The organism is Neobacillus cucumis (assembly GCF_016908975.1).
GTDB lineage: Bacteria > Bacillota > Bacilli > Bacillales > Cytobacillaceae > Neobacillus > Neobacillus cucumis.
On record NZ_JAFBEX010000012.1, the window covers coordinates 126,579 to 153,152 of the forward strand.

Here is a 26,574-nt window from a genome sequence, read left to right on the forward strand (position 1 = left end):
TCATTTATTCTTGGAGGTGGTTTAATGAAGAAAATCGTATTACTAACAACCCTCAGTTTACTATTAGCCGGCTGTAATTTAACTGGTCAGAAGGAGAACGCAAATAACGGCAAACAATCACTTGTCAATGTAAAGAACAGTTATAGTGAAAATGTAGACCGTAAATCTGGGCAGGTAATTTCCAAGCGGCTTGTTGACCTAGCTACAAGTATCCCTAATGTGTCAGATGCAACTGCGGTGGTGTTAGGAAGATATGCCATTGTCGGTATTGATGTTAATTCAAAGATTGACAGGTCTCAGGTTGGTTCCATTAAGTATTCAGTTGCTGAAAGTTTACGAAAAGATCCTTATGGTGCGAAAGCTATTGTTGTAGCAGATGTGGACACGAATCAACGGCTAAGAGAAATACAAGCAGAAATAAAAAAGGGCAGACCGCTCCAAGGAATTATGCAGGAACTTGCAGATGTTGCTGGAAGATTAATACCTGAAGTACCAGGTGATATCATTACACCTAACCCTAAAAATGCAACCGAAAAATCTAATAACAAACTGCAAGGGAATGAAGAAAAAAAGCTGAAAAAAGAGCAAAATGACCAATCGAATCATTATAAGGAAAAGAAATAACTTAAAAAAACAAAAGCGCAAGCGCCTTGTTCAGCCCCAACAAGCATAAGACGTTCAGGGAAAGAAGGCGTTCTTTGCCTTCATTCCCTGAGTGGCTGTAGACCATCGAGGGGCTAGGCGCTGGAGCTGGACGTAGAAAGTCCTTATATTAACAGTTATCCACTAGGGAAAATTTTTTAATTTATAAACGATGAAAAAAGCTTAGATTCAACTAAGCTTTTTTCATTGCTTCCATGACTTGTTGGTCAAGCCTTTCAGCTGCTTTCTTATCATATGTCTTATCATACTGAACTTCAGTAACAATTTTAGACCCATAAAACATAACATCTCTAACTTCATTAATTGCAACTTCTACTAATGCCAGTTTTAATGGTACTTCTGGTAATCTTTCTTCTTTTACATGAGCTTTGCCTTGAATTGAGTATGTGGATTCGTTAGCAATTAAATTAATAACAACATTATGATTATGATTTATATTTACTAATATACGCGAACGATTATCAACAGCAAAATAGATGGTCCCTTCGTCTTTTGCCCATACCCAGGAAATAGCACTTACATTCGGACCCCCTGTTTCAAAATCAACAGTTGCCAAAGTAACAAATCTTTCCTTTTGCAGTTCATCATATAATGGCTGAATTAGTTTCGGTTCTACTTGATTTGCCATCTAACACACCCCCTTTAGTCATTCCTAAAAACAGATATTCTCATATTACTACTATCCCTATATTTCATCAACTCTAACCAATTGAATTACCAGTAGATGTTTGAACATGGTATACTATATTACAAACATTTGGTTATTCAAAAGAAAGAACGAAAGAGGTGTGCTTAAATGAGAGTAAAATGTGTAATTTGCGATAAGATAGAACCAATTGACGATGAATCCCTGATTGCCAAAAAGCTACGGAACCGTCCCATTCATACATATATGTGCCATGACTGCAGCAAGAGAATTACCCAAAAAACAAATGACCGAATCGAATCAGGAAATTTTCACCTATATAGACCAAAATCTGATAAAGATGAATGGTAAATAGAAAAGCGGAAGCGCCTTGAACAGGGGCGACAGGCATAAGACGAGCCGGCGAGAAGGCTGTTTTTTAGCCTTCTTGACGAATTGGCTTATGACCACGAGCCCCTAGGCGCCGGAGCTGGACAAGTCTCATAATAAAAAAAAACGCTTGTGATCTTAAGAAAGATCCAAGCGTTTTTTTAAATTAATCATTTGGGTAGTCTTTATATTTATCAGGCTCTAGATTAATTTGATTAATCATAATTTCAATTAGTTCACGAGGATAACGCCCTTTTTTTGTTTCATTTCCCTGTTGATAGGAAACATAATACATGACATCATCTGTTGTCGTTTCAATATTAGAAACATGATGTTGTGAGGCTAGTATCTCCTCAAAGAAATCCCGTGTCTCAATGGCTGCTGCATCATCAGGGCGGGCATCACAAACCACTTTAATGGTTAGCCAATTATAGAGTGCATCTTGTAATGACTGCATCTACTTCCCTCCTGTTACTTCGCTTTTTGACTGCTTTTTTGTTTGGTGCAGGCGTATTTTATAAACAATTAACAATAAAGCCGCAACACCTAACCCTTCTGCAATCGGTAATGCGTATGAGAAGAACAACATCAATATGCAGCCAACACATAGACTGAAATAAATTACAATATTTTTACCAAGGGGCAACTTTTTTGCAAAACCTAGACGATAAACAATAACTGATAAAATAACAATAAAAATATATTGTAAAATAACACCAGTTTTTATATCGTTTGTAAGTTCAATAAAGAATCTTAAACTCGGAGAGAAGGATTTTAATTCTTCCACGGTTTGCACCTCTTTAATCATTAACTCATTTCAGCATATTTCTTCTTTTTAGCCATTCTTTCACGTTCATTTTTATCAAGAATCTTCTTTCTTAGTCGAATCGATTCAGGTGTTACTTCACAATATTCATCTTCATTTAAGTACTCAAGTGATTCTTCTAACGTCATAATCCTAGGTTTTTTAATAACTGACGTTTGATCTTTGTTTGCAGAACGAACATTGGTTGCTTGTTTTACCTTCGTGATATTAACCGTAATGTCGTTTTCACGAGTATGCTCTCCAACAATCATTCCTTCGTAAATCTCGGTACCAGGTTCAACGAAGATTGTCCCGCGGTCTTCAACCTGCATAATTCCATAGGTAGAGGCTTTTCCAGATTCCATTGAAACAAGAACTCCTTGACGTCTTCCGCCCACCTGTCCTTGAAGCATTGGCTGGTAACTGTCAAACGTGTGATTAATAATTCCATAACCACGTGTCATAGTTAAAAATTCGGTTGTATAACCGATTAAACCACGGGCTGGAACATTAAAGATTAAACGCACTTGACCTGAGCCATTATTAATCATATCAATCATTTCGCCTTTGCGTGCTCCAATTGATTCCATTACGGCACCTGTATGTTCTTCAGGAACATCAATTTGAACACGTTCAACTGGCTCACAACGGACACCATCAATTTCTTTTACAATTACTTCTGGTTTGGAAACTTGAAGCTCGTAGCCTTCACGACGCATATTTTCGATTAGGATTGATAAATGAAGCTCACCGCGGCCGGAAACAATCCATGCATCAGGTGAATCTGTGTTATCGACACGTAAGCTTACATCTGTCTGCAATTGAGCACGTAGTCTTTCTTCAATTTTTCTTGCAGTCAAGTATTTACCTTCTCTACCCGCAAATGGACTATTGTTGACAACAAAGGTCATTTGTAATGTAGGTTCATCAATTCTTAAAATCGGTAAGGCTTCTTGGTGTTCAACTGGACAAACGGTTTCACCAACGTTTATGTCCTCCATACCGGAAACAGCGATTAAGTCACCTGCTTTTGCTTCTTCTACTTCTTGACGTTTTAATCCAAAGAAACCGAAGATTTTGGTAACACGGAATTGCTTAACAGTACCATCAACTTTCATAAGTGCAACCTGCTGTCCAACCTTCATCGTTCCACGGAATACACGTCCGATACCAATACGGCCAACATAATCATTATAATCCAACAATGCTACTTGGAACTGAAGCGGCTCATCACTATTATCAACTGGAGACGGGATATGTTCTACAATCGCGTCATATAATGACTGCATGTTTTCGTCTTGTTTCTCAGGATCAGTACTTGCCGTTCCATTAATCGCAGAGGCATAAACAACTGGGAATTCAAGTTGGTCTTCATTCGCTCCAAGTTCAATAAATAAATCAAGGACTTCATCAATTACTTCTAATGGACGGGCAAAGTCACGGTCAATTTTATTGACAACAACAATTGGGGTTAAGTTTTGTTCTAAAGCCTTTTTTAACACAAAACGTGTTTGCGGCATACAACCTTCATAGGCGTCAACAACAAGTAATACACCGTCAACCATCTTCATGATTCGCTCTACTTCACCGCCGAAGTCAGCGTGTCCTGGAGTATCCAAGATGTTAATTCGAGTATCTTTGTATTGGATAGCTGTATTTTTTGCAAGAATTGTAATTCCACGTTCTCTCTCTAAATCGTTTGAATCCATTGCACGTTCTTCAACGTGCTCATTAGTACGAAATGTTCCGGATTGTTTAAGCAGTTGGTCCACCAATGTCGTTTTCCCATGGTCAACGTGGGCAATGATTGCTATATTACGTATATCATTTCTTATATTCAAAAATTCCACTCCTACCTTTATTCATTAAAATTATTTTAATTATAGTTTTTCATATACAACTAAAACATTATACCACATTTAAAGTGGAAACCTGAAATGATTTTGTGTAAAATTATTATTAGCATGCAAAAAGGGGAATGGGCAGATGAATAATGTGAAATGGCCTTTACTTATCTATGCGATACTTGCAGCTGCAAGTATTGTCGGAATCGGAATTGCAATTAGTGAAAAAAGTTTCATTGGCGCACTAGGCTGTATTGCAGCGGTGATTATTATTATGGGTTTGGGATTTAAAACAAAAAGAAAAATGCGTGAAAATGGAGAACTATAAGAAAAGCGCAAGCGCCTTGTTCAGCCCCGACCAGCACAAGACAAGCCGGCCGAAAGGTTGCCTTTTAACCTTTTGGACGGATTGATCTAAATGTGGAGGCGACTGTTCTGGGACTTTAGGCTAAGACGCACCCTGCAAGAAGGCGTTCTTTGCCTTCTTCAGGGGGGATTATGACTTGAGTCCCAAGGAGCCGCAACTGGATAAGCTTGTGACCTCGAGGGGCTAGGCGCTGGAGCTGGACAATTCTCAAAGTCAAATGTTCTTTCTTATCTTTTAAAGAAGCCTGGGTACCCACCCAGGCTTCTTCTTAAGTTTTGGCTTATTACCATTGACCGCCTTTTAAGTAGTCATTTAAAATCGCTTGGTGTAGCCCTGGTTTCCCGGCTAACAAGGAATCAGTAGAAAGAAAGTTGAGTTTTTCCCCTCTTAAATTGGTTACCACTCCACCAAGTTCTTCTATTATAACAGCACCTGCTGCAACATCCCAGGGTGCCAGTCGCATAGAGAAATAAGCATCAACCCTGCCAGTTGCAACAAATACGAGTTCAATAGCTGCCGTGCCATAGGACCTGGTTCCCCTAGCATCTTTGACTAATGGAATCATTAGGTTATGATCAATCCGCTTATTCTCCACAACCCATGTGGCGTTCAAGGCTAGAATGGATTCTTTAATGGTTGTTTCTTTTAGTTTTGGTATTGGTTTTTCATTTATGTAAGCACCTTTTCCACGAATTGCGTGATACAACTCATCATGAACCACATCATAAATGAGACCAATTTTTCCTACTCCATTTTCATAAATACCGATAGAGATGGCAAAATTCCTTTGTTGATGAATGAAATTCATGGTTCCATCAATCGGATCGATTAACCAAACAATCCCATCCAGATTATGAAGTTTGTCGCCAAACCCCTCTTCACCCATGATTCTATGTTCAGGGTAAACCTCTTTGATTTTTTGGATAAAAAATTGTTCAATCTCTTTATCAATATTTGTAACAAGGTCATTTGGATTTGATTTCGTTTCAATATTTAACGTTGATTTAAAAGATAAACGAATTTTCTCTCCTGCCTCTTTTACCCATTGCTTTGCATGGGTATCAATTATTTCCCAATTCATAGTGTTCCTCCATTTCTTCCATGATCCAATGTATGTAGTATGAGACATGCTTGATAAATTGATGTAATTCTAGATTAATCAAAATGATCGGTAACAGCAACTTTTTGGCAAACCGAAAAGTTCAACTCCTCACACAAAGCAGCACAATAATAAACGAACTCCCCTATATCTCACTTGGAGTTCGTTTAAATCAAGCGATAAAATATTACACCATGGTTCATTCTAATTTTGTTCTCCTTAAATTGAATCAATCAGAAGGCCTTTAACCGTAATAATTCCAAACGGATCTTTTCTAATTTTTGCTTGCATTCTTTCATTTTCTTTTCATTTTTTTCTTCAATTGCCTCAAATAATGTGGCCAATTCATAATCCATTTCTAATCGTAATACGGCAGCTTTTTCCTTTTCACTAGCTTTTTTTAGGGATGTATTCATTAACTGTTTCATTAAACTCCTCCCCCTTTCTTTATTTTACTAATTTTTCTGATTATTTGTTTTAATGTATCATATGAGCCATATGGAAATGTTGCAACAAATATGTGCACTAACCTATGCGAGCAACAAATTTCTTGGAATATCTGTCTTATGCTACAATAAATGACAAACTATTTTCTATGGAGGTAAGTAAATGGATTTTAGTGGATTTACAAATGAGGATTTTGATGTTTTTTTAATAGATGGTTTAGAGGCCCGAATGGAAGCATTAAAAACTACTATTCGTCCTAAATTAGAAAAGCTGGGGGCTTCCTTTGCACCAACATTATCATCTCTAACCGGAGACGAGATGTTTGTCCATGTAGCTAAACATGCGAGACGAACCATTAACCCGCCTAAAGATACATGGGTGGCGTTTGCGGCAAATCCCCGCGGCTATAAAATGATGCCTCATTTCCAAATTGGTCTTTGGCATACCCATTTATTTATTTGGTTTGCAATCATTTATGAGGCACCGGATAAAGAAGTAATGGCTGAGCGCTTCATAAAAAAAGCCGCAAAGATTTACAAGGACATCCCAAATGAGTTTTCATGGTCCTTGGACCATACAAAGCCCGAAACAATCAAACACCAACAGTTATCAAAAGCTGATTTACTTACTCAATTCGAGCGATTAAAAACGGTAAAAAAGGCTGAATTATTATGCGGTTATACCATTGACCGAGAAAAGGCAATGGAATTAGGAGGTACGGGGTTATTAGCGCAAATAGAAGAGGTATTTCAGCACGTCTCCCCATTATATAAAATAGCTTTAAATATAAAATAAAGGAAGTATAAAAAATCGACTTTGAGAATTGTCCAGCTCCAGCGCCTAGCCCCTCGAGGTCACAAGTCAATCCGTCCAAAAGGTTAAAGAACAACCTTTCGGCCGGATTGACTTGTGCTTGGCTACAGAAAACTATCGTTTCCTGTTCGCATTAAGGAAGACTAATCTTTGGCTACGCTTTGCTTGCCATCGATAAATCTCCCTATATCGGGGCTGATCAAGGCGCTTGCGCTTTTCTTATTTCATTATAATTCGATCCCCTGAAGAGGAATCTTTAGCCTTTTTAATTGTCCGATAGGAAGAATAACCACTTTGTTCTTCAAATTCACCGCATAACGTCTTTTCTTCGGCTTTGCTCGGAACAATTTCTTTAAACCTGCGATAGGCATTCATCACCTCATCGCGTTCAATTCCTTTTTCATAGGCCTTTTCAATGGCTTCAAAAAATTTTATCACATCAACAATTTCCTCTGTTGACCAACTATAATCAATTGGATATTGATATTCCATTCAAACACCTGCCTTTTTTTACTATTGTGTATAATACCTCTATTTTCCCCATTTTGCACGTATTTGTTCCGCCTCATTAATCATCCGCTTGAAAAGCTCCGCCACAGTTGGTACATCCTTTATGAGCCCCATCACTTGTCCTGCCCAGGCAAAGCCTTCCGCTGTTTTACCATCGTATATGTACCGTTTATTGGCGTTTCCACTAATAAAATCTTTTAACTGTTCATATTCACCATTTTGTCTCTCTAGTTTTAATATCTTTCCTGTCCAGCTATTAGCAATAGCTCTGCCAGGTGCTCCCAGTGTTCTTTTGATGACTACTGTTTCGTACTCCGCACCTTCTACCAACTTTCGTTTGTAATCTTCATGTGCATGCACACACTCTTGGGTTGCGATAAATCTGGTTCCCATTTCAATTCCCTCAGCACCTAAACTAAGAGCCGCCATTAGTCCTCTGCCATCTCCTATTCCTCCTGAAGCAATGACAGGGATCGAAACAGCATCCACTACTTGAGGAATTAATACCATTGATCCTATATCATCTCTGCCAAGATGTCCTCCGCCTTCCTGACCTACAACCATCACTGCATCGGCACCTAACTCTTCTGCTTTTACTGCCTGCCTCCTTGCAGCAACGAGGACAAGTTTTTTTATTTTGGTCCCCTTTAATTGGTCAAAGATGGGGGCTGGGTTTCCCCCTGTCATGGAAACGACAGGCACTTCTTCCTCTATAGCAACTTGAAGATAGTCTGCGAATGGTCTTCCTTGCTGACCGATAGCAAAGTTTACACCAAAAGGCTTATCTGTTAATTGTCTTACTTTTTGAATCTCTTCTCTTAGTAATTCGGGATTTGCCAGAGACATCGCTGTAATTTGACCAAGACCACCAGCGTTCGAGACAGCAGCCGCTAATTCAGAATAAGCCAGATAAGCTAGCCCGCCTTGAATAATTGGAAATTGAATGTTTAAGAAATCACTGACTCTTGTTTGCCATTTCATTTGGAATCCTCCTTATTTAATATTCATTTGATTATTCTTGTTATAAGGTTAATTTTCCTTTTCGAATGGGAAACTAACTTTAGGAAAAATATATATCAAAAGTTAAAATTAAATCCTTTTAAATACAAAAGATTAATGCTATAATTCCTTTGTTTTATGTCGAATCAAGACGAATAATTTTAGCATTTTAATAAAGAGGTGTATATATCATTGTCACAAGAACAAACACCGTTATTTAGCGGTTTATTAGCACATGCGAAAAAGAATCCAGTTCAATTTCATATACCTGGCCATAAAAAAGGGGCTGGAATGGATACAGAATTCCGCCAATTTATTGGAGATAATGCATTATCAATTGACTTAATTAATATTGGTCCACTTGATGATTTACATTCACCAAAAGGGATGATCAAACAGGCACAAGATTTAGCAGCTGAAGCTTTTGGCGCAGATCGTACCTTTTTTTCTGTCCAGGGCACAAGCGGCGCTATTATCGCCATGATTATGGCAGTATGTGGACCTGACGATAAAATTATTGTCCCTAGGAATGTTCATAAATCGATTATGTCGGCTATCGTTTTCTCAGGAGCCATTCCAGTGTTTATTCACCCTGAAATAGATAAAGAATTAGGGATCTCACACGGAATTACAACAGACTCTGTCGAAAAAGCCTTAAAGCAGCACCCAGATGCAAAGGCTGTTCTAGTCATTAACCCCACATACTTCGGTATTTCAGCCGATTTGAAGAAAATTGTGGAAATTGCCCACTCCTATCATGTTCCTGTTCTGGTTGATGAAGCCCATGGTGTCCATATTCATTTTCATGATCAACTACCACTTTCAGCGATGCAGGCAGGGGCGGATATGGCAGCAACAAGTGTTCATAAACTTGGTGGTTCCATGACACAAAGCTCGATTCTTAACGTACGAGAAGGCCTTGTATCCGCAAAACATGTTCAAAGTATCCTAAGCATGCTTACTACTACTTCTACATCGTATTTACTGCTGGCTTCTCTGGATGTTGCTCGTAAACAGCTCGCAACGAAGGGAAAAGACTTAATTGATAAAACGATTAGATTAGCTCAGTCCACCCGCAAGAGAATTAATGAAATTGACCACATTCATTGTGTTGGTGAAGAAATTCTAGGATCTAAAGCAACATTTGATTACGATCCAACAAAATTAATTATTTCCGTTAAAGATTTAGGCTTAACGGGCTATGAGGTCGAAAAGTGGTTAAGGGAAAACCATAATATCGAAGTCGAATTATCAGACCTTTATAACATCCTTTGCATCATCACATTAGGAGATACCGAGGCGGAGGCTGACATATTAGTTAATGCATTAAAAGAGCTTGAAATGGAATGTGAGCATCGTGTTGGGCAGATTGAACCTCTAGAAGTTCTTCTTCCAGAAATTCCTGTCCTAGCCTTAACACCTAGAGATGCTTTTTATTCCGAAACTGAAGTGGTTCCATTGGAAGAATCTGTAGGACGAATTATTGCAGAATTTGTCATGGTTTATCCTCCTGGTATTCCTATCTTTATTCCAGGTGAAATCATCACCAAGGAAAATTTACATTATATCCGTAAAAACCTTGAAGTTGGTTTGCCCGTTCAAGGACCTGAAGATGATGAAATTAAAACCATCCGTGTTATTAAAGAATACAAAGCCATTCAATAAACTGCAAATAAAAAGGATTCAAAATAAAGGAATCCTCAGATTGTCGAGAAAAGGTATTTTTCTCGGCAATTTTTTATGTTGTCAGAATCTAAATACAAAATTTATAGTTTGCCCCTGCAATTGGGCCTGTTGATTTCCGCTACGGGCACTCGCTTTCCGTGGGGAGGTTCTGAAGCCTCCGCGGCACTTAGGCACCTGCAGGGCCTTCAGTGACGTCTCTATCCCGCAGGAGTCGAGTTCCCTCCGCTCCAATCAACAGAGAACAAATCAACTTAAAGAATTGCAACACACTTTTTCTAACCTTACCGAGTGTGTTGTAATCTTTTTATATTCTAACTGTCTACAGTAAGATGAGCGTGTTCACTTGTCTTCTTCAACTCCGTAACCGACAGTAGCGAAGCCAGTGCAGCTCTTTCCGAGTTATCGAAACTTCACTCAATTTTACTTTCTAAAATAAAGCATTTTTCCCGAACTAATATTCTAACAAATTAACGCGGTTGCTCATTAAAGGAAAAAGATAAAATAAAATAGGCTATCGAAATTATCGATAGCCTGAGGATTCCGAATAAGGAATCCTTTTTATTATTGCTTGTTATATTTCTTCGTCTTGTTTGAATTCATCGCAGCAGCTGCATTTAGCGTAAAGCACTGTTACTTTTTCATCTTCAAAATGATCAATAGTAGAATTACATGATTGGCATACAATAGTACCCATTTGTTCATCCCCTTTTTAATTTTATCCAAATTAAAACGCTTTCTAATATCCTTAAATCAATAATAATATATCACATTAAAGTTTTCAAGCCCAATTTGTATAACACATTAAAATATTTTTTCATATAAAAAGACCATTTTGTGGTCTATTTTTATCGTTTTGAAAATAGAGGATGATAAGAAATTTATTTTATTGTTTAATGTTGTCAGTACTTTTTAAACAGTGCTAGAATAGAATTGCATAAGACATGTTCGAAAAGGGGGAATGGTGATGGCTGTTAATGCATTTATTAAGCTCGTGCCCTCATCTGTTAAACAAACAATCACGACCGAGGAAGTAAAAGATTTATTTCATTATTATAAAGATATAACTGCCAAAACGGGCAATCAATTGAATTGGCAGTATGGGGAATCCGCATTTCCTTATGAAATAAAAGAAACGAATGAAAGTAAGGAAAAGGCATTTTATTTATACTCTGATCATGAACGCTACCATGTTATTTTAATTGGTATCGATAAGGAAATGATTAAAGAGGAAGAGGGCACAGAAAGAGAACAACAATACATACAAGTGACACTTCCAGATCAATCAACAACAGGCGATAAAGGAAAAGCAAATGAATTTTGCAAATTCCTTGCCAAAAAACTGCAAGGAGAACTTCATCTGTTTAATGACCGTGTCATGTACTATTATCCAAGAAAATAGCAAAGTATAGACCCTTAACAGCGGGGTCTTTTTTAATGAACAAAAAGAGCCAGCGTATAATGAATAGAGGTATAAATTACTAGGCTAAGCGCTGTAATGAATAGTGTTTTCCGCTTGGATTTGGTCACATAATTCCCAAGCATAAATGCTAAGTAAAAGAAGACAAAAAACATTATTACCTTATAAATAAGTTGATCATGCTTTGAAAGCCATTCAATGAATGTATAACCGCTCCAAATCATAAATTGTAATATGATTACTACATAGACTTTCATTATTCTCACCACGCAAATACGTTAATCCTTCTGTTAAGAACAAGGTCATTGGCTATGTGTTTTAAATATATGTTCCATTTTTAGCGGTTAGAGATAATTTCAAAATTTCTTTACCTTCCACCTTCTCTCAACTTACGTTATTTACTAGATAAATTCGATAGTAAATAAAGAAAGTCCTCTCCCTTATTGAGGGAAAGGACTTTTTATTCTAATTACTTAATGATATGAATCGGAGTTCCTAGAACAACTTCAGCTGCTTCCATGGTAATTTCACCAAGAGTTGGGTGAGCATGGATTGTAAGAGCTAAATCCTCTGCTGTCATACCAGTTTCAATTGCTAAACCTAATTCAGCGATCATATCTGAAGCACTTGCCCCAGCGATTTGAGCACCAATTACTACGCCATCTTCTGCACGAGTAATTAATTTCATGAATCCATCACTGCTATCTAATGATAAGGCACGGCCATTTGCAGCAAATGGGAATTTTGCAGCTTTTACCTTAATGCCCTCTTCTTTAGCTTGTTGCTCTGTATATCCTACAGAAGCTAATTCTGGATCAGAGAATACAACAGCAGGAATACCTAAATAATCAATTTCTGAAGGATGACCAGCGATTGCTTCAGCAGCAATTTTCGCTTCATAAGAAGCTTTATGTGCTAATTGTGGACCTGCTACAACATCACCAATCGCATAGATATTGCTGATATTTGTACGGCATTGCTTGTCAATTTCAATTAAACCGCGTTCAGTTAAGTTAACACCTACTTGCTCTAAGCCCATTTCATCAGTGTTTGGTCGGCGTCCAACCATGACGAATACATAGTCAGCTTCAATTTTCTTCGCTTCACCTTTAACTTCAAAGCTTACGACTACACCATTTTCTGTTTCTTCTACACCCTTAGCAAGTGCATTTGTATAGAATTCAGCACCACGTTTTTGCATAGTGCGCTTAACAAGTGAAGCCATTTGCTTATCGAATACACCAAGGCCTAAAATTTCGTCAGCACCCTCAAGGACGGTTACTTGGCTTCCAAAGTTCGCATAGGCACCACCAAGTTCAATCCCAATAACACCGCCGCCAATTACAACGATTTTTTCAGGGATTTCATTTAGATTTAAAGCGCCTGTAGAATTTAGAACGCGTTTTGAATATTTAAAAGTTGGCAATTCAATTGGACGAGAACCAGTTGCAATAATGGCATTCTTAAATGTATAGGTTTGAGCAGAATTTTCATCCATTACTCGTAATGTATTAGCATCAACAAAGAATGCTTCACCACGTACAATGTTTACTTTATTTCCTTTTAAAAGTCCTTCAACCCCGCCGGTTAATTTTTTAACAATTCCACCTTTGAATTCTTGAACTTTTGAAAAATCTACTTTTACGTTTTCAGCTGTAATACCGAATGATTCAGAGTGTACGGCTGTTTCATAACGATGTCCTGCAGCGATCAACGCTTTAGAAGGAATACAACCAACGTTTAAACACACGCCGCCAACATATTCTTTTTCAACAATCGTTACTTTTTGTCCTAACTGAGCGGCACGAATAGCGGCTACATATCCTCCAGGACCCGCACCGATGACTATAGTATCTGTTTCAATTGGGAAATCTCCAACTACCATTTTCTTACGCCTCCATTAACAATAGTTCTGGATCGTTTAATAAACGTTTAATATGATTCATTGCATTTTGAGCTGTCGCACCATCGATCATGCGGTGGTCAAAACTTAAAGATAATGCTAATACAGGAGCAGCTACAATTTCACCGTTTAGTACGATTGGCTTTTCAGCAATACGACCAACACCTAAAATAGCAACTTCTGGATGGTTAATAACTGGAGTAAACCATTGTCCGCCTGCAGATCCAATATTAGAAATTGTGCAAGAAGCACCTTTCATTTCGTTTGGAGCAAGTTTACCATCACGTGCTTTACCAGCTAATTCGTTAATTTCATTAGAAATAGTAAACACAGATTTACGGTCAGCATCTTTAACAACTGGTACTAAAAGACCTTTTTCAGTATCAGCAGCGATACCAATATTGTAATAGTGCTTATGGATGATTTCACTTGTTGCATCGTCAAGAGATGTATTTAATACAGAGAACTCTCTTAATGCACTAGTTAATGCTTTTACGATATATGGTAAGAATGTAAGCTTAATGCCTTTAGCAGCAGCCACTTCTTTGAACTTCTTACGGTGTGCTACAAGCTTAGTCACATCGATTTCATCCATTAAAGTAACGTGTGGAGCAGTGTGCTTAGAGTTAACCATTGCTTTTGCAATAGCTTTACGGATACCGCTCATTTTCTCACGTGTTTCTGGGTATTCACCTTGTGGGATTGGAGCAGGTGCTACTTTTGGTGCTTCCTCAGCCGCTGCAGGTGCTGTTGCTTGTGTAGCTACTGGAGCACCGCCACTTAAGAACGCATCAATATCAGTCTTAAGAACACGACCGTTATCTCCCGAACCAGTTACTTGACGGATGTCAACACCTTTTTCACGCGCATATTTGCGAACAGAAGGCATAGCAACAACACGGCGATTTGGATCTGCTTCAGCTTGTGGCTGAGCTTGAGCTGCTGGAGCTTGAGCCTCTTGTGCTGCTGGAGCTTCTGCTTGTTTTGGTGCTTCTTCGGCATGATCATCGCCTTTAAATTGTAGGTTTTCATATCCTGGTGCATCAAAAGTAACAAGTACTTGACCAACTGTTGCAACTGTTCCTTCTCCAACTAGTACTTCTTGAACTGTACCCTCAACTGGTGATGGAATTTCAACTACAGCTTTATCATTTTGAATTTCACATAGGACATCATCTTCTTGGACTTTATCACCTGGCTTTACAAACCATTTGACGATTTCACCTTCGTGAATACCTTCACCGATATCAGGCATTTTAAATTGAAATGACACAGAGATTCATCTCCTATTTTTCATATATTTTAGTCAAACATTAGGAATGGGAAAAGATAACTCTTTTCCCCGTCAATATATTTTTTTCTTGAATACTGTCAAGTAGCAGTTAATTAAAAAGTTAATACTTTTTTAGCTGTTTCAAGAACATCTTTATAATTAGGAAGCCATACTGATTCTGCTTGTGGGAAAGGGAATACAGTATCAGGAGCAGCAACACGTAATACTGGAGCTTCCAGGCTAAGAATAGCACGATCGTTTATTTCAGCAACAACATTCGCTGCTATACCTGCTTGTTTTTGCGCTTCTTGAACTACAATTGCACGACCAGTTTTTTCAACAGATGCAATAATTGTTTCAATATCGATTGGACTTACAGTACGTAAATCAATAACTTCGGCAGAAAATCCTTCTTTTTCAAGTTCTTCTGCAGCTTTTAATGATTCATGAACCATTGCACCGTAAGTAACGATTGTAATATCAGTTCCTTCACGTTTTACATCAGCTTTACCTAATGGAATGGTATATTCCTCTTCAGGAACCTCTTGACGGAATGAACGGTATAATTTCATATGCTCTAAGAAAATAACAGGATCATTGTCTCGAATTGATGAAATAAGTAATCCTTTTGCATCATAAGGAGTTGCTGGGATAACAACCTTTACTCCAGGTGTTTGCGCCATAAGTCCTTCTAAGCTGTCTGCGTGCATATCAGGAGTATGTACGCCTCCGCCAAATGGTGAGCGAATCGTAACAGGAGCACTGTATCTTCCACCTGAACGATAACGTTGACGAGCTAATTGACCAGCAATGGAATCCATTACTTCAAACACGAAACCAAAAAATTGAATTTCCGGAACTGGACGGAAGCCTTGTAAACTTAGACCTACTGCTAAACCGCCGATTCCTGATTCAGCAAGAGGCGTGTCAAATACACGATCTTCGCCAAATTCCTGATGCAACCCTTCAGTCGCTCGGAAAACACCACCATTAACGCCAACGTCTTCACCGAATACTAACACATTCGGATCATTACGTAATTCCGTACGTAATGCATCTGTTATTGCTTGAATCATTGTCATTTGAGCCATGGCTTACTTCGACTCCTTTTCTTTATATAATTCATATTGCTCTTTTAAAGTAGCTGGCATTTCTTCATACATAATAGACATTAAATCAGTTACCTTTTGTTTAGGTGCTGCATCAGCTTGTTTAAGCGCTTCTTTAATCTCTTCTTTTGCTTGCTCAATTACTTCAGTCTCTTTTTCTTCACTCCATAATCCTTTGTTTTCAAGGAACTTACGGAATCGTACAAGTGGATCCTTCTTTTCCCACTCATTATCAAGATCTGCTGTACGGTAACGAGTTGGGTCATCCCCAGCCATAGTATGTGGGCCATAACGGTAAGTTAAAGTTTCAATTAATGTTGGTCCTTCGCCATTAACCGCACGCTCACGAGCTTCGCGAGTTGCAGCATAAACTGCTAAAGGATCCATACCATCTACTACGATACCAGGAATACCAGCAGCAACAGCTTTTTGAGCTAATGTTTTTGCTGCAGTTTGTTTTTCACGTGGAGTAGAAATCGCAAACTGGTTATTTTGAATAATAAAGATAGCTGGAGCTTTATATGCACCTGCGAAGTTGATTCCTTCATAGAAATCCCCTTGAGATGTTCCACCGTCTCCTGTATAAGTAATGGCAACAGCCTTAGTTCCACGCTTTTTGAATGCAAGTGCTACCCCAGCAGTTTGAACATATTGAGCACCAATGATGATTTGCGGATGAAGTACGTTTACACCTTCAGGAATGTTCATACCTTGGAAATGTCCTCTAGACCATAAAAATGCTTGGGATAAAGGTAATCCGTGCCAAACGATTTGAGGTACATCACGGTAACCAGGTAAGATAAAATCTTCGCTTTCGAGCGCAAATTGAGATGCAAGCTGTGACGCTTCTTGTCCTGCAGTTGGCGCATAGAAACCTAATCTTCCTTGACGGTTTAAAGAAATGGAGCGCTGGTCAAGTATTCTAGTATAGACCATTCGGCGCATTAATTCCTGAAGTTGCTCATCAGTCAAGTTAGGCATTGCTGCTTCATTAACCACTTCACCTTGTTCATTAAGGATTTGAAGTGTTTGGAATTGTTCTTCTACAGCTTCAAGTGCTTTTTGGGCATCAAGCTGGGCGTTCTTAAGTTTAGAAGCCATTATGTCATCTCTTCCTTTCTATTTAGGGCCTATTTTTTATAAAATAAAATCCACTATTTTAGATTACCCAAAAGTTGCGAAAGCAACATGTAATGGATGACCTTTTGATATTACATAAAGAATTGAGAATTGATGTGGATGGATACATACTTTAGAACTAGTGTCTCACTGAAAAGATAAGATAAAACGAAAAGTTCCATTTAATTTACATTTTATTCTGTACCACTATTTTATGTAACACCATTAGTACAACTTTTATCACACCTATGAGTTTACAACTTTTATTTTATGCCGTCAAATACTAATTTTCACTATTTTTCATTAAAAGTACATTTTATTAAAAATATATTCTAATCAACTGTATTACCTTAATTATCATTCTGTTATATACAGTGTCACATTTTAGACACTTGTTATAATATAGAAAAAAATCAGCTGAGGGATCAGCTGATTTTACCTTAAACTTATTTCTCCGTTTTTAGTCCTGCTTTTTTATAAAATAAAAGTTTTTTTTCATTATATTGTTCCGTATATTTATTAAATTGGTCATTTGCGGTATAAACCTTTTTATATGTTTCATTTAGTTTATTTATTTGGGCTTCAAGATCTTCAAGCGGTAAATTTTTATTTTTAAACATTTGATATAGTTCTTTATCATATTGGATGGCATCAGAGTATTGTTTATACAACTCTCTGTGAGCATCATATCTTTTCATCATTATACTTTTAAGTTCATTGACCATTTTTTTTAGTGTGGGATCATCCAATTGATCCTCTAGGTCAGAAACTTTGGCAAATTCTTGTTCCGAAGCATTAAGACTTGCTGTTTCTTTATCCAGATGCTGCTTTCTTTTATCTGCTAAGGCAATGGCTTGATCTGAAAGTTTCACAATCTGATCATATTCCTTCATTCCCTGTTTAATAATTTGATCATATAGCTCTTTTTCTTGTTTTTCTAATGTAACCAATGGCTCTTGCTGTTCTTTAAAGCTTTTTTCTACTGTAGCAACTTTTTCTAAAACATCATAGATTTTTTCAACAGGGGTCTTTTCTTGCGTACACCCTGATAAAATATAGAGAAAGGCAATGATCATGATTAGGATACGGCTTTTTCCAATCAATAACAATTTATAACCCCCTAACGACTTCAATTTCTACTATATCGATATAAAGTTTGTTTGACAATAAATAATCGAAACGAATTAAAATTAGAAACAATTAATTAACATTTTTGCTATTGTTTGATAGACTAAACCTTATGATTTAACTTTAAGGAACTTTGGGAGTGAATGTTCATGATAATGATGGAGGATATCATTCGAGACGGGCACCCAACCCTTCGAAAAGTGGCAGAAGAAGTCGTCATGCCTGCATCCGAAGAAGATAAACAAATTTTAGCCAGTCTCTTAGAATATGTAATAAACAGCCAAAACAGCGAAATGGCAGCCAAATACGGTCTACGTCCAGGAATCGGTTTAGCTGCACCGCAAATAAATGTTTCAAAAAGGATGATTGCTGTTCATCTAACAGACGATAAAGGAACGCTCTATAGCTATGCTTTATTTAACCCAAAAATCGTCAGTCATTCTGTTGAAATGGCTTATCTTGAAACGGGTGAGGGCTGCCTGTCCGTTGATGAGGCCATACCAGGGTATGTTCCAAGGTATGCTAGGGTTACAATAAAAGGAGTCACACTTCATGGAGAAGAAGTCAAACTCCGACTTCGAGGTCTTCCTGCGATTTGCTTTCAGCATGAAATCGACCATTTGAACGGAATTATGTTTTATGATCATATTGATAAACAAGACCCATTTAAACCAGTTGATGGAGCTACCATCATCGAACGTTAAACACTGGCCTTTCTGTAAGGCCAGTGTTTTTTTATTGTTCAGCGTCTTGCGCTTTTCTTGTTCATTTTTATTCCAATTATAACCATGAAAGAATACCTATTTTACTCATATAATAATAGTAAAAAAATACTTTTAATAAAAAAATTTCAATTATCTGCCATCGGTTGCTTTACTTTGGACAAGGTTCGTATAAAATATAAGTAAGGAGATGATCCACTATGTTAAAGAAGCTAAGAAAGAAGCTTTTGAAACAGTGGAATGATTTACTTAGAAAAAAATCAATTGCCTAATTTCTTTGAGAGGGCCCTTCAAACTTGCGAAGGGCTCCTTCATTATTGTAAATTGAAGTAATATGATTTTTATTTACATACTTTTCATATATGGTCCAGAGGAAAACCTTAAGAAAATAAATGAAAAAGATGAAAATATTTTATATAATAGAAAAAGTTATTGATTCAATAAGGAGCGAATTTTGTCATGATATTTAAAGTGTATTATCAAAAAAGCATTAGTGAAGTTCCAGTTCGAGAAAACACTAAAACAATCTTTGTTAAAGGTGAATCTGTAAGAGATGTTCGAAATAAAATTGCTGATCGCGGATTTAATGTAGAATATGTTGAAGAAGTTAAAGGAGCACATTTGGAATACGAACAACAAAATGAAGACTTTAAAGTATTGGAGATTGGATAATTTATGAAATTTGTAAAAAATGATCAAACTGCTGTTTTTGCCTTAGGGGGTTTAGGAGAAATAGGCAAAAATACTTATGCAGTTCAGTTTCAAGATGAAATAATACTAATCGATGCTGGCATAAAGTTTCCAGAAGATGAATTATTGGGTATCGATTATGTAATCCCAGATTACACCTACTTGGTGAAAAACGAGGAAAAAATTAAAGGGCTATTTGTAACCCATGGACATGAAGATCACATTGGCGGAATTCCGTATTTACTTCGTGAAATAAACATTCCGATTTATGGCGGTAAGCTTGCACTTGGGTTAATTAAAAATAAACTAGAAGAGCACGGTTTATTACGAAATGCAAAACTTATTGAAATTAAAGAAGATGATGTCATTAAGTTCCGCAAAACATCCGTTACCTTTTTCCGAACCACCCACAGTATTCCTGATTCCTACGGTATTGTCGTAAAAACCCCTCCAGGACAAATTGTCCATACAGGTGATTTTAAATTTGATTTTACTCCTGTTGGTGAACCAGCTAATTTAACCAAAATGGCTGAAATTGGTAAGGAAGGGGTATTATGTTTACTTTCAGATAGTACTAATAGTGAAATTCCTGATTTTACTATGTCAGAACGCCGAGTTGGTGAAAGTATTCATGATATCTTCCGAAAAGTGGATGGACGGATTATTTTTGCAACCTTTGCATCCAATATTCATAGATTACAACAAGTAGTAGAAGCAGCTGTAGTCAATGGAAGAAAAGTTGCTGTATTTGGGCGAAGTATGGAAGCGGCAATAAATATTGGGCTTGAATTAGGCTATATTACGGCCCCAAAAGAAACTTTTATTGAATCAAATCAAATAAACCGATTACCTGCTGATAAAGTGACGATTCTTTGTACAGGCAGTCAGGGAGAACCAATGGCTGCTCTTTCAAGAATTGCAAATGGTACCCACAGACAAATTCAAATTATACCTGGAGATACAGTGGTTTTCTCTTCCTCTCCAATTCCAGGCAATACGATTAGCGTAAGCAGAACCATAAATATGCTTTATCGTGCGGGAGCGGAAGTAATTCATGGTAAATTAAGCAATATCCATACTTCTGGTCACGGCGGCCAAGAAGAACAAAAATTAATGCTACGTTTAATTAAACCAAAGTTCTTTATGCCAATTCATGGTGAATACCGGATGCAAAAAATGCATGCCCAACTTGCTGTTGATTGTGGTGTTGCGGAAGAAAATTGCTTTATTATGGACAATGGTGAAGTACTAGCCCTCTCTAATGACACTGCACAGGTTGCTGGTAAAATTCCATCAGGTTCCGTTTATATCGACGGAAGTGGTGTAGGCGACATTGGAAATATCGTCTTAAGAGATCGCCGCATTCTTTCAGAAGAAGGATTAGTAGTAGTTGTAGTGAGTATCAATATGAAAGAATTTAAAATAGCGTCAGGTCCTGATCTTATCTCTAGGGGATTTGTTTACATGAGAGAATCTGGTGATTTAATCAATGATGCTCAAAACCTTATCACAAAACATTTAAATAAGGTAATGGAACGAAAAACAAGCCAATGGTCAGAAATCAAGAATGAAATTACTGATACACTCGCACCATTCCTCTACGAGAAAACAAAACGTAGACCAATGATCTTACCAATTATCATGGAAGTATAAGAAAAGCGGAAGCGCCTTGTTCAGCCTCGCCAAGCATAAGACGCGCCCAAAAGGAAGGCAAAAAGCGCCTTCCTTTTGGGCGCGTCTGTAGACCATCGAGGGGCTAGGCGCTGGAGCTGGACATAAAGAAAAGCGGAAGGCCAAATGGCGCTTCCGCTTTTTTCTTCGTTCATAAACCTGCCTCCGGTTATTCCATTCCGTCCGCGTCAGCTCAATTCACATTCTTTTGCTTTTTCCATTTCATCAACTAGGCGGATTACACGTTTTTCAAGCATTTTCATAACATTTCCGCCAGCTTGATAATGCCTGAGATTGCCTTCTCGGTCGAAAATATAATAGGCAGGAACATATTGATTCTCAAATGCCTCCGTTAGTTTGTGCTCACCATCAACAAAAATAGGCTGAGTGATTTCATGCTCTTTAGCCACCTTTATAATTTCTTGCATGTTTGTATCAGCTTCTGAACGCGGCATATGGACAGCCACCACATTTAATTTTTCTTTATAATCATCACGAAGTTGATTAACCTGGTGCATCGCTTCTTTACATAAATGGCAGCTTATAGACCAGAAGTGAAAAAGTGTGGGCCTTTCCCCAACTAGTTCATCCTTTGTAACCTGCCCATTCACCCACTCTGTTGCCCCAGTTAACTCTGGCATTTTGTCCCGTAATTTCATGGATGGACCCCCTATTTGCCTTTAAAAGAGAAATAGCTTGTAATAGCCTTTACAGCAACATCAATAGCCGCTTCATTTGGATTAAGTTTAGCATGATGTAAGCCGTACGGCGAGTCTACACCAAGCCAAAACATTAATCCTGGTATTTCTTTAAGCATAAAACCGAAATCCTCACCAGTCATAGCCTCTCGACATTCTACCACCGTTATGTCAGTCTCATTTCTTATATATTCGATAAATTCCCTCGTAACAGATGCTGTATTGTAAACTTGATGATACATCGAACCATAGTCTATTATGGCTTCACACTCATACCCCGTCTCAATCCCTTTAACAAGTGCATCAATTCGATGTTTCACCCTGTCCATGGCTTCAGGAGACAATGTTCTAATGGTTCCTTCTAGTCTTGCCCTTTCAGCAATAATGTTTTGGACAGTGCCCCCCGTTATTTTTCCAATGGTAATGACGGCACTATCCAATGGATCAATATTTCTTGAAATAACAGTTTGCAATTGATTTACGAGTGTACAAGCAGCAATAACCATATCATTGGTCTGGTGCGGATAGGCGGCATGACCGCCTTTACCCTTTAAGTCTATAAATAACTCGGATGTATTAGCAAATAATAAACCTTCTTTAAGGGCAATTGTTCCAACCGGATATTCCGGTGCAATATGAAGAGCAAAAATTAAATCCGGCAGAAACGATTGCATTTCATCCGATTGCAGCATTGGTTCGGCTCCTCCAGGACCTTCTTCAGCCGGCTGAAAAATAAACACCAAATCATCACTAATTGGATTGTTGATGAAGTAAGATAATACACCTAACGCAATCGTCATATGAAAATCGTGCCCGCAGGCATGCATTCTTTCTTCGTGAGTAGACGCACAAGCTAAACCCGTTTCTTCTGTAATAGGCAGTCCATCAATATCGGCCCTATACCCTATTGTTTTGGTTGGTTTCAGACCATGAACTTTCACTAATAATCCCGTTTTCCACTTTTTAATGGAAATACGGTCCTCGGGGAATGACTGTATGATGGAATATAAATAAGCTTGGGTTTTAAATTCTTGAAAACCAAGCTCCGGAATTTGGTGTAGATCCCTCCGTATTTCTATTAATGATTTCATGATAGTTACCTCTCTTTCCCTATAAAAGAAGCGTGGATTATAGTCCACGCTCGCTTTTTAAGCTGCAATATTATTCAAAAAACGCACAGCTTGTCCTTCTTATAATTGGCGAAGCTCCTGCATAATTTCGGTTTTTGATTTCGTTTTTTCATCAATATCTTTAATTTTTCTTGCTGGTGTGCCGGCGACAACAGTATAAGGCTCAACATCCTTCGTTACAACTGCTCCAGCTGCAACTACTGAACCTTTTCCTACCGTTACACCCTCTAGAACGACTGCATTAGCACCAATTAGAACATCATCCTCAATGATAACAGGCTTAGCGGATGGCGGCTCAATTACACCTGCCAAAACAGTTCCAGCTCCGATATGGCAATTCTTCCCGACGGTTGCTCTTCCGCCAAGTACAACGCCCATATCAATCATTGATTTCTCGCCAATAACGGCACCAATATTGATAACAGAGCCCATCATGATAACAGCATTATCACCAATTTCTACTTGATCACGAATGGTAACACCTGGCTCAATTCGAGCATTGATATGTTTAGTATCTAACAAAGGTATTGCTGAATTGCGTCGGTCATTTTCAACTACGAAATCTTCAATTTTTTCTTTGTTAGCTTCTAATGCAGCATTAATTTCAGACCATTCACCGAAAACAACGCCTGTGTTTCCATTAATAAAGGCTTTCGTTTCAGTACCAAAATTGATTCCGTCTAAATCACCTTTCAGGTAAACCTTAACAGGTGTAGATTTTTTACTATTTGCAATAAAAGCAATAATTTCATGTGCATCCATTTGCTGACTTGCCCCCTATTTCATGTACTAAAAAATACTTTAACAAACAAAAGAACTGAAAACAAGAAAAAACAACCTAATCTTTTGAAGATTCCGCGATATATTCTTTTATCAGTTCCAAAAACGCAGAAACTTGCTTTAATTGAAAAGCAGATTCATACCCTAATAACCAAGTATCTCGTTTTAACGGTACATTATTCTCATCCACTAAAGGTATTTTAAAAATATCCCTTTCGGTCTTTCTAAGAGTAATGGAAGGTAATATTGCGTATCCTATGCCATTAAAAGCCATCTGCTTGCATGTTTCAATTTGGTCTACTACTACCGTTCTTTTCGGCGATGTTTTAAAATTGCGCATCCACCAGTCCTGTATTTCCTGATAATAATTCGAGTCACTTCTAAATTGGATAAACGGGCGATCAGTCTTTAAAACTTCCTCGGGCATGGTAAATTCCCTATCGACAAGATAAAGAGGGTCATTAAATAGATGGACTTTCAACCCTTTCCAATCAGGATTTCCACGGATAATTCCTACATGTACCTGATCGTCATATAAAGATTTTAAAATTTCACTGCTCCATCCTGTTACCAGGGAAATTTTGACTTGTGGATATTTATCAATAAATTTCTTTAAAACCTCTGGAAGCCAATTTTGTCCGACAATCGATGCCACAGCGATTTTTAATGTACCAGAGACCCCTTCTTGAAGCGAATCTATCGTTTGGCGTACCTTTTCCTGTTTAATTAAAATCTCGTTCACAAAGTCAATCACATGTTCTCCCGCAGGTGTTAAGGAAAGCCCCTTTTGAGAGCGGATGAACAATTTTGTTCCCCATTCTTTTTCAATGGTTTGGAGGCGTTGTGAAAGAGCAGGCTGTGAAACAAACAGCCGCTCCGAAGCCTTTCTCATATTCATTTCTTGTGCTAAAACCGATAATAACTGAAATTCTGATAAGGAGGACATATTCAAACCTCTATAATTATTTTGTTTAAACTTCTATCTTTTAATCGAATATATTATGGAGATTCCACTTTCTTTTTAGGAATAAATAGTATAAGAAGCATACAAATAACAGCAAAAGCCAAGACAACATAATAAACATTGTGTAAAGAAAAGGTTAGTCCACTAGAAAGATCCCCCTGAATTTTTTCCCTTTCTTCAGTGGTATAAATATCACCTACAATAGTGGTAGCGATAAGTGTTACAGCTCCTGCTCCAAACCCTTGGATTAATCGAAACATGGCAAGCATGACAGAAGCTAAGACCAATAATTTCTTTATTTGTTTTCTTTTAGGTGTTCCTAACACTTCCATATCAAGACCCAATTTCTCACCTCTAATGTAAAAAAAATAGAGCTCCCAATAGGGAGCAGATTTCTTTTATTTTTTAAACCGTTTAACCAATTTATTTAATTGATTTAATACGGTGCTTCTAGGTAAAATTCCTTCAAAGAAACCTTCTTCATTTTCAATGCATAGAAATGGATGATTTACTAATAAGTCTAAACACTGACTAAGTGATGATGATATACCAACCCGCGGAATGGAACTTTTCATTACTTCTTCCACCCGCTTGTTTTCAAGCTGTTCAAATTCTATTCGTTCAAGTCCTAATATAGAATCCATAATAATAGGGGTACTTATAAGCCCATGTAGTTTGTAATGTGGATCTAGAACTGGGATAGCTGTATATCCACTTTTCGTTAATACCAATAAAGCATGTTCAAGGTTATTTCCGATTTGCACATGAGCAACACGCTCAGATGATATCATTAATTGTTTAATGGTTAAATCTAAAAATTCCCCGCTAGGAAGACTAATCATAAGTCAAATACTCCTCAATATATGTTTTTCTACAGACTTATTCTACCACAGTATCCGGGGTCCGGGATAATTTAAAAAAACGGTATTCCAACAGAAAAAAAGGAACCGCGATTGGTTCCTATTGAATTAAATCAAAGATTTCAATTGTAATCATATCAATATTGTCAAATTGGTATCTTTTCGGTTTTTCCTTTTCATTATAGATTTCCAATTCAAATGTTTCTGTCTTTGGATGAAAAGTAACCTGACATTTTCTTTCACCATTTACTTCAAAATAACGTTGGGCAGGTTCCCCACTTGTAGATTGTTCCTGAAGGTTTTTTAACCTTGTTAATATACCTTGTAACTGTGACATTAAATTATCCTCCTTTTAAAACAAAACAAACTGTTTACAGTTATGTTTCTCATTTGGCATCTTTCTATCCTAATCGAATCTTTTCAAAATTTGACAGTAGAGATTTTATGCCAATATTAAAAGAATAAAATAATAGCCTCCATTTGTCCAAGTAAAAATGAAGAAATTATGATTTTTTTAAAAACTTCATAAAAAATAGGCCCCATGAACAGGAGACCTATGAATAAAACTTTATCGCAAAAAAGAGAACAATAAACAAAAGTAAAGCAAAAAAGATTCCATAAGCAAGAAAAATCGGGTTTGTAGTATAAACATTTCTTTGAACGGGTTTTGATATTTTAGCATCTAAGTTTCCTTCGACGGCTTTATGCTGCCTGGCAACTGAAAATGTATATAGAAGAGAAAATGCTAATACAGCAATAATCACAATCGACAGGATATTGACAAAAAGATTCATGAACATGGCTCCTTCTACCCAAGGTTATCATTAAATTTCCACTTCATGAATCATTCTATACCTCGTCT

30 protein-coding genes and 1 pseudogene are annotated in these 26,574 nt (G+C 37.5%); 9 read left to right on the top strand and 22 right to left on the bottom strand.

The window, feature by feature from the left end:
- Positions 1 to 24: 24 nt before the first annotated feature.
- On the top strand, positions 25 to 624 hold the full coding sequence (locus JOC76_RS17225) for a YhcN/YlaJ family sporulation lipoprotein (RefSeq protein WP_205179504.1): 600 nt from the start codon (positions 25 to 27) through the stop codon (positions 622 to 624).
- 211 nt (positions 625 to 835) lie between these two features.
- On the opposite strand, the gene JOC76_RS17230 is transcribed toward JOC76_RS17225, so the two are convergent.
- A complete protein-coding gene (locus JOC76_RS17230) occupies positions 836 to 1,291 on the bottom strand; it encodes a pyridoxamine 5'-phosphate oxidase family protein (protein WP_205179507.1) in 456 nt (151 codons plus the stop codon).
- A 168-nt stretch (positions 1,292 to 1,459) separates the two neighbouring features.
- Here JOC76_RS17230 and JOC76_RS17235 point away from each other — a divergent pair, with 168 nt between their 5' ends.
- Positions 1,460 to 1,660 (top strand): YlaI family protein, encoded by a 201-nt coding sequence (locus JOC76_RS17235; protein WP_205179509.1) that lies wholly within the window; start codon positions 1,460 to 1,462, stop codon positions 1,658 to 1,660.
- A 184-nt stretch (positions 1,661 to 1,844) separates the two neighbouring features.
- On the opposite strand, the gene JOC76_RS17240 is transcribed toward JOC76_RS17235, so the two are convergent.
- From JOC76_RS17240 to typA, 3 genes are read right to left on the bottom strand one after another with little or no spacing between them, the layout of a single operon-like run.
- Complete coding sequence (locus JOC76_RS17240) at positions 1,845 to 2,135, bottom strand: hypothetical protein (RefSeq protein WP_205179511.1); 291 nt, start codon at positions 2,133 to 2,135, stop codon at positions 1,845 to 1,847.
- The gene (locus tag JOC76_RS17245) at positions 2,136 to 2,486 is read right to left on the bottom strand and encodes a YlaH-like family protein (protein ID WP_205179513.1); all 351 of its coding nucleotides are present in this window, start codon (positions 2,484 to 2,486) and stop codon (positions 2,136 to 2,138) included.
- Complete coding sequence (gene typA, locus JOC76_RS17250; RefSeq protein WP_205179515.1) at positions 2,486 to 4,324, bottom strand: translational GTPase TypA; 1,839 nt, start codon at positions 4,322 to 4,324, stop codon at positions 2,486 to 2,488. The genes JOC76_RS17245 and typA overlap by 1 nt, the downstream gene beginning before the upstream one ends.
- A gap of 145 nt (positions 4,325 to 4,469) precedes the next feature.
- Here typA and JOC76_RS17255 point away from each other — a divergent pair, with 145 nt between their 5' ends.
- Complete coding sequence (locus JOC76_RS17255) at positions 4,470 to 4,655, top strand: YlaF family protein (protein ID WP_205179517.1); 186 nt, start codon at positions 4,470 to 4,472, stop codon at positions 4,653 to 4,655.
- 322 nt (positions 4,656 to 4,977) lie between these two features.
- Here the strand turns inward: JOC76_RS17255 and JOC76_RS17260 are convergent, their stop codons facing one another.
- Both JOC76_RS17260 and JOC76_RS17265 read right to left on the bottom strand, forming a co-directional pair.
- Positions 4,978 to 5,775, bottom strand: a complete 798-nt coding sequence (locus JOC76_RS17260) for an inositol monophosphatase family protein (protein WP_205179519.1) — start codon at positions 5,773 to 5,775, stop codon at positions 4,978 to 4,980.
- Positions 5,776 to 6,026: 251 nt separating this feature from the next.
- Complete coding sequence (locus tag JOC76_RS17265) at positions 6,027 to 6,221, bottom strand: YkzI domain-containing protein (protein WP_205179521.1); 195 nt, start codon at positions 6,219 to 6,221, stop codon at positions 6,027 to 6,029.
- Between the two features lie 181 nt (positions 6,222 to 6,402).
- Between JOC76_RS17265 and JOC76_RS17270 the strand changes: the two genes are divergently transcribed.
- Positions 6,403 to 7,035 (top strand): YktB family protein, encoded by a 633-nt coding sequence (locus JOC76_RS17270; RefSeq protein ID WP_205179522.1) that lies wholly within the window; start codon positions 6,403 to 6,405, stop codon positions 7,033 to 7,035.
- A gap of 237 nt (positions 7,036 to 7,272) precedes the next feature.
- On the opposite strand, the gene JOC76_RS17275 is transcribed toward JOC76_RS17270, so the two are convergent.
- Together JOC76_RS17275 and JOC76_RS17280 are read right to left on the bottom strand one after the other, a co-directional pair.
- Positions 7,273 to 7,545, bottom strand: a complete 273-nt coding sequence (locus tag JOC76_RS17275) for a UPF0223 family protein (protein WP_205179524.1) — start codon at positions 7,543 to 7,545, stop codon at positions 7,273 to 7,275.
- Positions 7,546 to 7,584: 39 nt separating this feature from the next.
- Positions 7,585 to 8,544 carry an NAD(P)H-dependent flavin oxidoreductase gene (locus JOC76_RS17280; RefSeq protein WP_205179526.1) on the bottom strand — a complete coding sequence of 320 codons (960 nt, stop codon included), beginning with the start codon at positions 8,542 to 8,544 and terminating at the stop codon, positions 7,585 to 7,587.
- A gap of 210 nt (positions 8,545 to 8,754) precedes the next feature.
- Between JOC76_RS17280 and JOC76_RS17285 the strand changes: the two genes are divergently transcribed.
- Entirely contained in the window at positions 8,755 to 10,227 is a 1,473-nt protein-coding gene (locus tag JOC76_RS17285; RefSeq protein WP_205179529.1) for an aminotransferase class I/II-fold pyridoxal phosphate-dependent enzyme, read from the top strand.
- Between the two features lie 592 nt (positions 10,228 to 10,819).
- On the opposite strand, the gene JOC76_RS17290 is transcribed toward JOC76_RS17285, so the two are convergent.
- Complete coding sequence (locus tag JOC76_RS17290) at positions 10,820 to 10,942, bottom strand: GapA-binding peptide SR1P (protein ID WP_205179532.1); 123 nt, start codon at positions 10,940 to 10,942, stop codon at positions 10,820 to 10,822.
- Positions 10,943 to 11,212: 270 nt separating this feature from the next.
- Here JOC76_RS17290 and JOC76_RS17295 point away from each other — a divergent pair, with 270 nt between their 5' ends.
- On the top strand, positions 11,213 to 11,647 hold the full coding sequence (locus tag JOC76_RS17295) for a DUF1885 family protein (protein ID WP_205179534.1): 435 nt from the start codon (positions 11,213 to 11,215) through the stop codon (positions 11,645 to 11,647).
- A gap of 487 nt (positions 11,648 to 12,134) precedes the next feature.
- Here JOC76_RS17295 and lpdA read toward each other — a convergent pair whose 3' ends face one another.
- From lpdA to JOC76_RS17320, 5 genes are all read right to left on the bottom strand, one after another.
- Positions 12,135 to 13,550 carry a dihydrolipoyl dehydrogenase gene (gene lpdA / locus JOC76_RS17300; protein ID WP_205179535.1) on the bottom strand — a complete coding sequence of 472 codons (1,416 nt, stop codon included), beginning with the start codon at positions 13,548 to 13,550 and terminating at the stop codon, positions 12,135 to 12,137.
- A 4-nt stretch (positions 13,551 to 13,554) separates the two neighbouring features.
- Complete coding sequence (locus JOC76_RS17305; protein ID WP_205179537.1) at positions 13,555 to 14,841, bottom strand: dihydrolipoamide acetyltransferase family protein; 1,287 nt, start codon at positions 14,839 to 14,841, stop codon at positions 13,555 to 13,557.
- Between the two features lie 113 nt (positions 14,842 to 14,954).
- Positions 14,955 to 15,932: an alpha-ketoacid dehydrogenase subunit beta gene (locus JOC76_RS17310; protein WP_205179539.1), complete on the bottom strand. Its 978-nt coding sequence runs from the start codon at positions 15,930 to 15,932 to the stop codon at positions 14,955 to 14,957.
- A gap of 3 nt (positions 15,933 to 15,935) precedes the next feature.
- Positions 15,936 to 17,051 (bottom strand): pyruvate dehydrogenase (acetyl-transferring) E1 component subunit alpha, encoded by a 1,116-nt coding sequence (gene pdhA / locus JOC76_RS17315; RefSeq protein ID WP_205179541.1) that lies wholly within the window; start codon positions 17,049 to 17,051, stop codon positions 15,936 to 15,938.
- 464 nt (positions 17,052 to 17,515) lie between these two features.
- A complete protein-coding gene (locus JOC76_RS17320; protein ID WP_205179542.1) occupies positions 17,516 to 18,145 on the bottom strand; it encodes a YkyA family protein in 630 nt (209 codons plus the stop codon).
- Between the two features lie 201 nt (positions 18,146 to 18,346).
- On the opposite strand from JOC76_RS17320, the gene def reads away from it, so the two are divergent.
- From def to rnjA, 3 genes are all read left to right on the top strand, one after another.
- A complete protein-coding gene (def, locus tag JOC76_RS17325) occupies positions 18,347 to 18,901 on the top strand; it encodes a peptide deformylase (protein ID WP_205179543.1) in 555 nt (184 codons plus the stop codon).
- Positions 18,902 to 19,378: 477 nt separating this feature from the next.
- On the top strand, positions 19,379 to 19,591 hold the full coding sequence (locus tag JOC76_RS17330; RefSeq protein ID WP_205179545.1) for a DNA-dependent RNA polymerase subunit epsilon: 213 nt from the start codon (positions 19,379 to 19,381) through the stop codon (positions 19,589 to 19,591).
- Between the two features lie 3 nt (positions 19,592 to 19,594).
- Positions 19,595 to 21,262 carry a ribonuclease J1 gene (gene rnjA / locus JOC76_RS17335; RefSeq protein ID WP_205179546.1) on the top strand — a complete coding sequence of 556 codons (1,668 nt, stop codon included), beginning with the start codon at positions 19,595 to 19,597 and terminating at the stop codon, positions 21,260 to 21,262.
- Between the two features lie 206 nt (positions 21,263 to 21,468).
- Here the strand turns inward: rnjA and JOC76_RS17340 are convergent, their stop codons facing one another.
- The 8 genes and pseudogenes from JOC76_RS17340 to JOC76_RS17375 form a co-directional block, all read right to left on the bottom strand.
- The gene (locus JOC76_RS17340; RefSeq protein WP_205179547.1) at positions 21,469 to 21,939 is read right to left on the bottom strand and encodes a TlpA family protein disulfide reductase; all 471 of its coding nucleotides are present in this window, start codon (positions 21,937 to 21,939) and stop codon (positions 21,469 to 21,471) included.
- 11 nt (positions 21,940 to 21,950) lie between these two features.
- On the bottom strand, positions 21,951 to 23,069 hold the full coding sequence (locus tag JOC76_RS17345; protein ID WP_205179548.1) for an N-acetyldiaminopimelate deacetylase: 1,119 nt from the start codon (positions 23,067 to 23,069) through the stop codon (positions 21,951 to 21,953).
- Between the two features lie 99 nt (positions 23,070 to 23,168).
- Positions 23,169 to 23,870 carry a 2,3,4,5-tetrahydropyridine-2,6-dicarboxylate N-acetyltransferase gene (gene dapD / locus JOC76_RS17350; protein WP_205179549.1) on the bottom strand — a complete coding sequence of 234 codons (702 nt, stop codon included), beginning with the start codon at positions 23,868 to 23,870 and terminating at the stop codon, positions 23,169 to 23,171.
- Positions 23,871 to 23,946: 76 nt separating this feature from the next.
- Complete coding sequence (gene ccpC, locus JOC76_RS17355) at positions 23,947 to 24,834, bottom strand: transcriptional regulator CcpC (RefSeq protein WP_205179550.1); 888 nt, start codon at positions 24,832 to 24,834, stop codon at positions 23,947 to 23,949.
- A 161-nt stretch (positions 24,835 to 24,995) separates the two neighbouring features.
- Positions 24,996 to 25,118 (bottom strand): annotated as a pseudogene (locus tag JOC76_RS17360) (MFS transporter); the annotation flags it as partial.
- Positions 25,119 to 25,250: 132 nt separating this feature from the next.
- Positions 25,251 to 25,694: a cyclic-di-AMP-binding protein CbpB gene (cbpB, locus tag JOC76_RS17365; protein ID WP_205179554.1), complete on the bottom strand. Its 444-nt coding sequence runs from the start codon at positions 25,692 to 25,694 to the stop codon at positions 25,251 to 25,253.
- A 118-nt stretch (positions 25,695 to 25,812) separates the two neighbouring features.
- Positions 25,813 to 26,049, bottom strand: coding sequence for a YkuJ family protein (locus JOC76_RS17370; RefSeq protein WP_098526949.1), 237 nt, complete (start codon positions 26,047 to 26,049; stop codon positions 25,813 to 25,815).
- 217 nt (positions 26,050 to 26,266) lie between these two features.
- Positions 26,267 to 26,506: a hypothetical protein gene (locus JOC76_RS17375; RefSeq protein WP_205179555.1), complete on the bottom strand. Its 240-nt coding sequence runs from the start codon at positions 26,504 to 26,506 to the stop codon at positions 26,267 to 26,269.
- Positions 26,507 to 26,574 lie beyond the last annotated feature (68 nt).

What these genes read in the sequence shown, in the direction of transcription:
- JOC76_RS17225 (WP_205179504.1), top strand. Translation starts at nt 25, where the DNA reads ATGAAGAAAATCGTATTACTAACAACCCTCAGTTTACTATTAGCCGGC.
- JOC76_RS17295 (WP_205179534.1), top strand. Translation starts at nt 11,213, where the DNA reads ATGGCTGTTAATGCATTTATTAAGCTCGTGCCCTCATCTGTTAAACAA.
- rnjA (WP_205179546.1), top strand. Translation starts at nt 19,595, where the DNA reads ATGAAATTTGTAAAAAATGATCAAACTGCTGTTTTTGCCTTAGGGGGT.
- JOC76_RS17235 (WP_205179509.1), top strand. Translation starts at nt 1,460, where the DNA reads ATGAGAGTAAAATGTGTAATTTGCGATAAGATAGAACCAATTGACGAT.
- JOC76_RS17330 (WP_205179545.1), top strand. Translation starts at nt 19,379, where the DNA reads ATGATATTTAAAGTGTATTATCAAAAAAGCATTAGTGAAGTTCCAGTT.
- JOC76_RS17240 (WP_205179511.1), bottom strand. Translation starts at nt 2,135, where the DNA reads ATGCAGTCATTACAAGATGCACTCTATAATTGGCTAACCATTAAAGTG.
- JOC76_RS17270 (WP_205179522.1), top strand. Translation starts at nt 6,403, where the DNA reads ATGGATTTTAGTGGATTTACAAATGAGGATTTTGATGTTTTTTTAATA.
- JOC76_RS17370 (WP_098526949.1), bottom strand. Translation starts at nt 26,049, where the DNA reads ATGTCACAGTTACAAGGTATATTAACAAGGTTAAAAAACCTTCAGGAA.
- pdhA (WP_205179541.1), bottom strand. Translation starts at nt 17,051, where the DNA reads ATGGCTTCTAAACTTAAGAACGCCCAGCTTGATGCCCAAAAAGCACTT.
- JOC76_RS17280 (WP_205179526.1), bottom strand. Translation starts at nt 8,544, where the DNA reads ATGAAATGGCAAACAAGAGTCAGTGATTTCTTAAACATTCAATTTCCA.
- lpdA (WP_205179535.1), bottom strand. Translation starts at nt 13,550, where the DNA reads ATGGTAGTTGGAGATTTCCCAATTGAAACAGATACTATAGTCATCGGT.
- JOC76_RS17265 (WP_205179521.1), bottom strand. Translation starts at nt 6,221, where the DNA reads ATGAAACAGTTAATGAATACATCCCTAAAAAAAGCTAGTGAAAAGGAA.
- dapD (WP_205179549.1), bottom strand. Translation starts at nt 23,870, where the DNA reads ATGGATGCACATGAAATTATTGCTTTTATTGCAAATAGTAAAAAATCT.
- cbpB (WP_205179554.1), bottom strand. Translation starts at nt 25,694, where the DNA reads ATGATTAGTCTTCCTAGCGGGGAATTTTTAGATTTAACCATTAAACAA.
- JOC76_RS17310 (WP_205179539.1), bottom strand. Translation starts at nt 15,932, where the DNA reads ATGGCTCAAATGACAATGATTCAAGCAATAACAGATGCATTACGTACG.
- JOC76_RS17255 (WP_205179517.1), top strand. Translation starts at nt 4,470, where the DNA reads ATGAATAATGTGAAATGGCCTTTACTTATCTATGCGATACTTGCAGCT.
- def (WP_205179543.1), top strand. Translation starts at nt 18,347, where the DNA reads ATGATAATGATGGAGGATATCATTCGAGACGGGCACCCAACCCTTCGA.
- ccpC (WP_205179550.1), bottom strand. Translation starts at nt 24,834, where the DNA reads ATGTCCTCCTTATCAGAATTTCAGTTATTATCGGTTTTAGCACAAGAA.
- JOC76_RS17340 (WP_205179547.1), bottom strand. Translation starts at nt 21,939, where the DNA reads ATGAAATTACGGGACAAAATGCCAGAGTTAACTGGGGCAACAGAGTGG.
- JOC76_RS17230 (WP_205179507.1), bottom strand. Translation starts at nt 1,291, where the DNA reads ATGGCAAATCAAGTAGAACCGAAACTAATTCAGCCATTATATGATGAA.
- JOC76_RS17345 (WP_205179548.1), bottom strand. Translation starts at nt 23,069, where the DNA reads ATGAAATCATTAATAGAAATACGGAGGGATCTACACCAAATTCCGGAG.
- JOC76_RS17320 (WP_205179542.1), bottom strand. Translation starts at nt 18,145, where the DNA reads ATGATCATTGCCTTTCTCTATATTTTATCAGGGTGTACGCAAGAAAAG.
- JOC76_RS17275 (WP_205179524.1), bottom strand. Translation starts at nt 7,545, where the DNA reads ATGGAATATCAATATCCAATTGATTATAGTTGGTCAACAGAGGAAATT.
- JOC76_RS17375 (WP_205179555.1), bottom strand. Translation starts at nt 26,506, where the DNA reads ATGAATCTTTTTGTCAATATCCTGTCGATTGTGATTATTGCTGTATTA.
- JOC76_RS17290 (WP_205179532.1), bottom strand. Translation starts at nt 10,942, where the DNA reads ATGGGTACTATTGTATGCCAATCATGTAATTCTACTATTGATCATTTT.
- JOC76_RS17245 (WP_205179513.1), bottom strand. Translation starts at nt 2,486, where the DNA reads ATGATTAAAGAGGTGCAAACCGTGGAAGAATTAAAATCCTTCTCTCCG.
- JOC76_RS17260 (WP_205179519.1), bottom strand. Translation starts at nt 5,775, where the DNA reads ATGAATTGGGAAATAATTGATACCCATGCAAAGCAATGGGTAAAAGAG.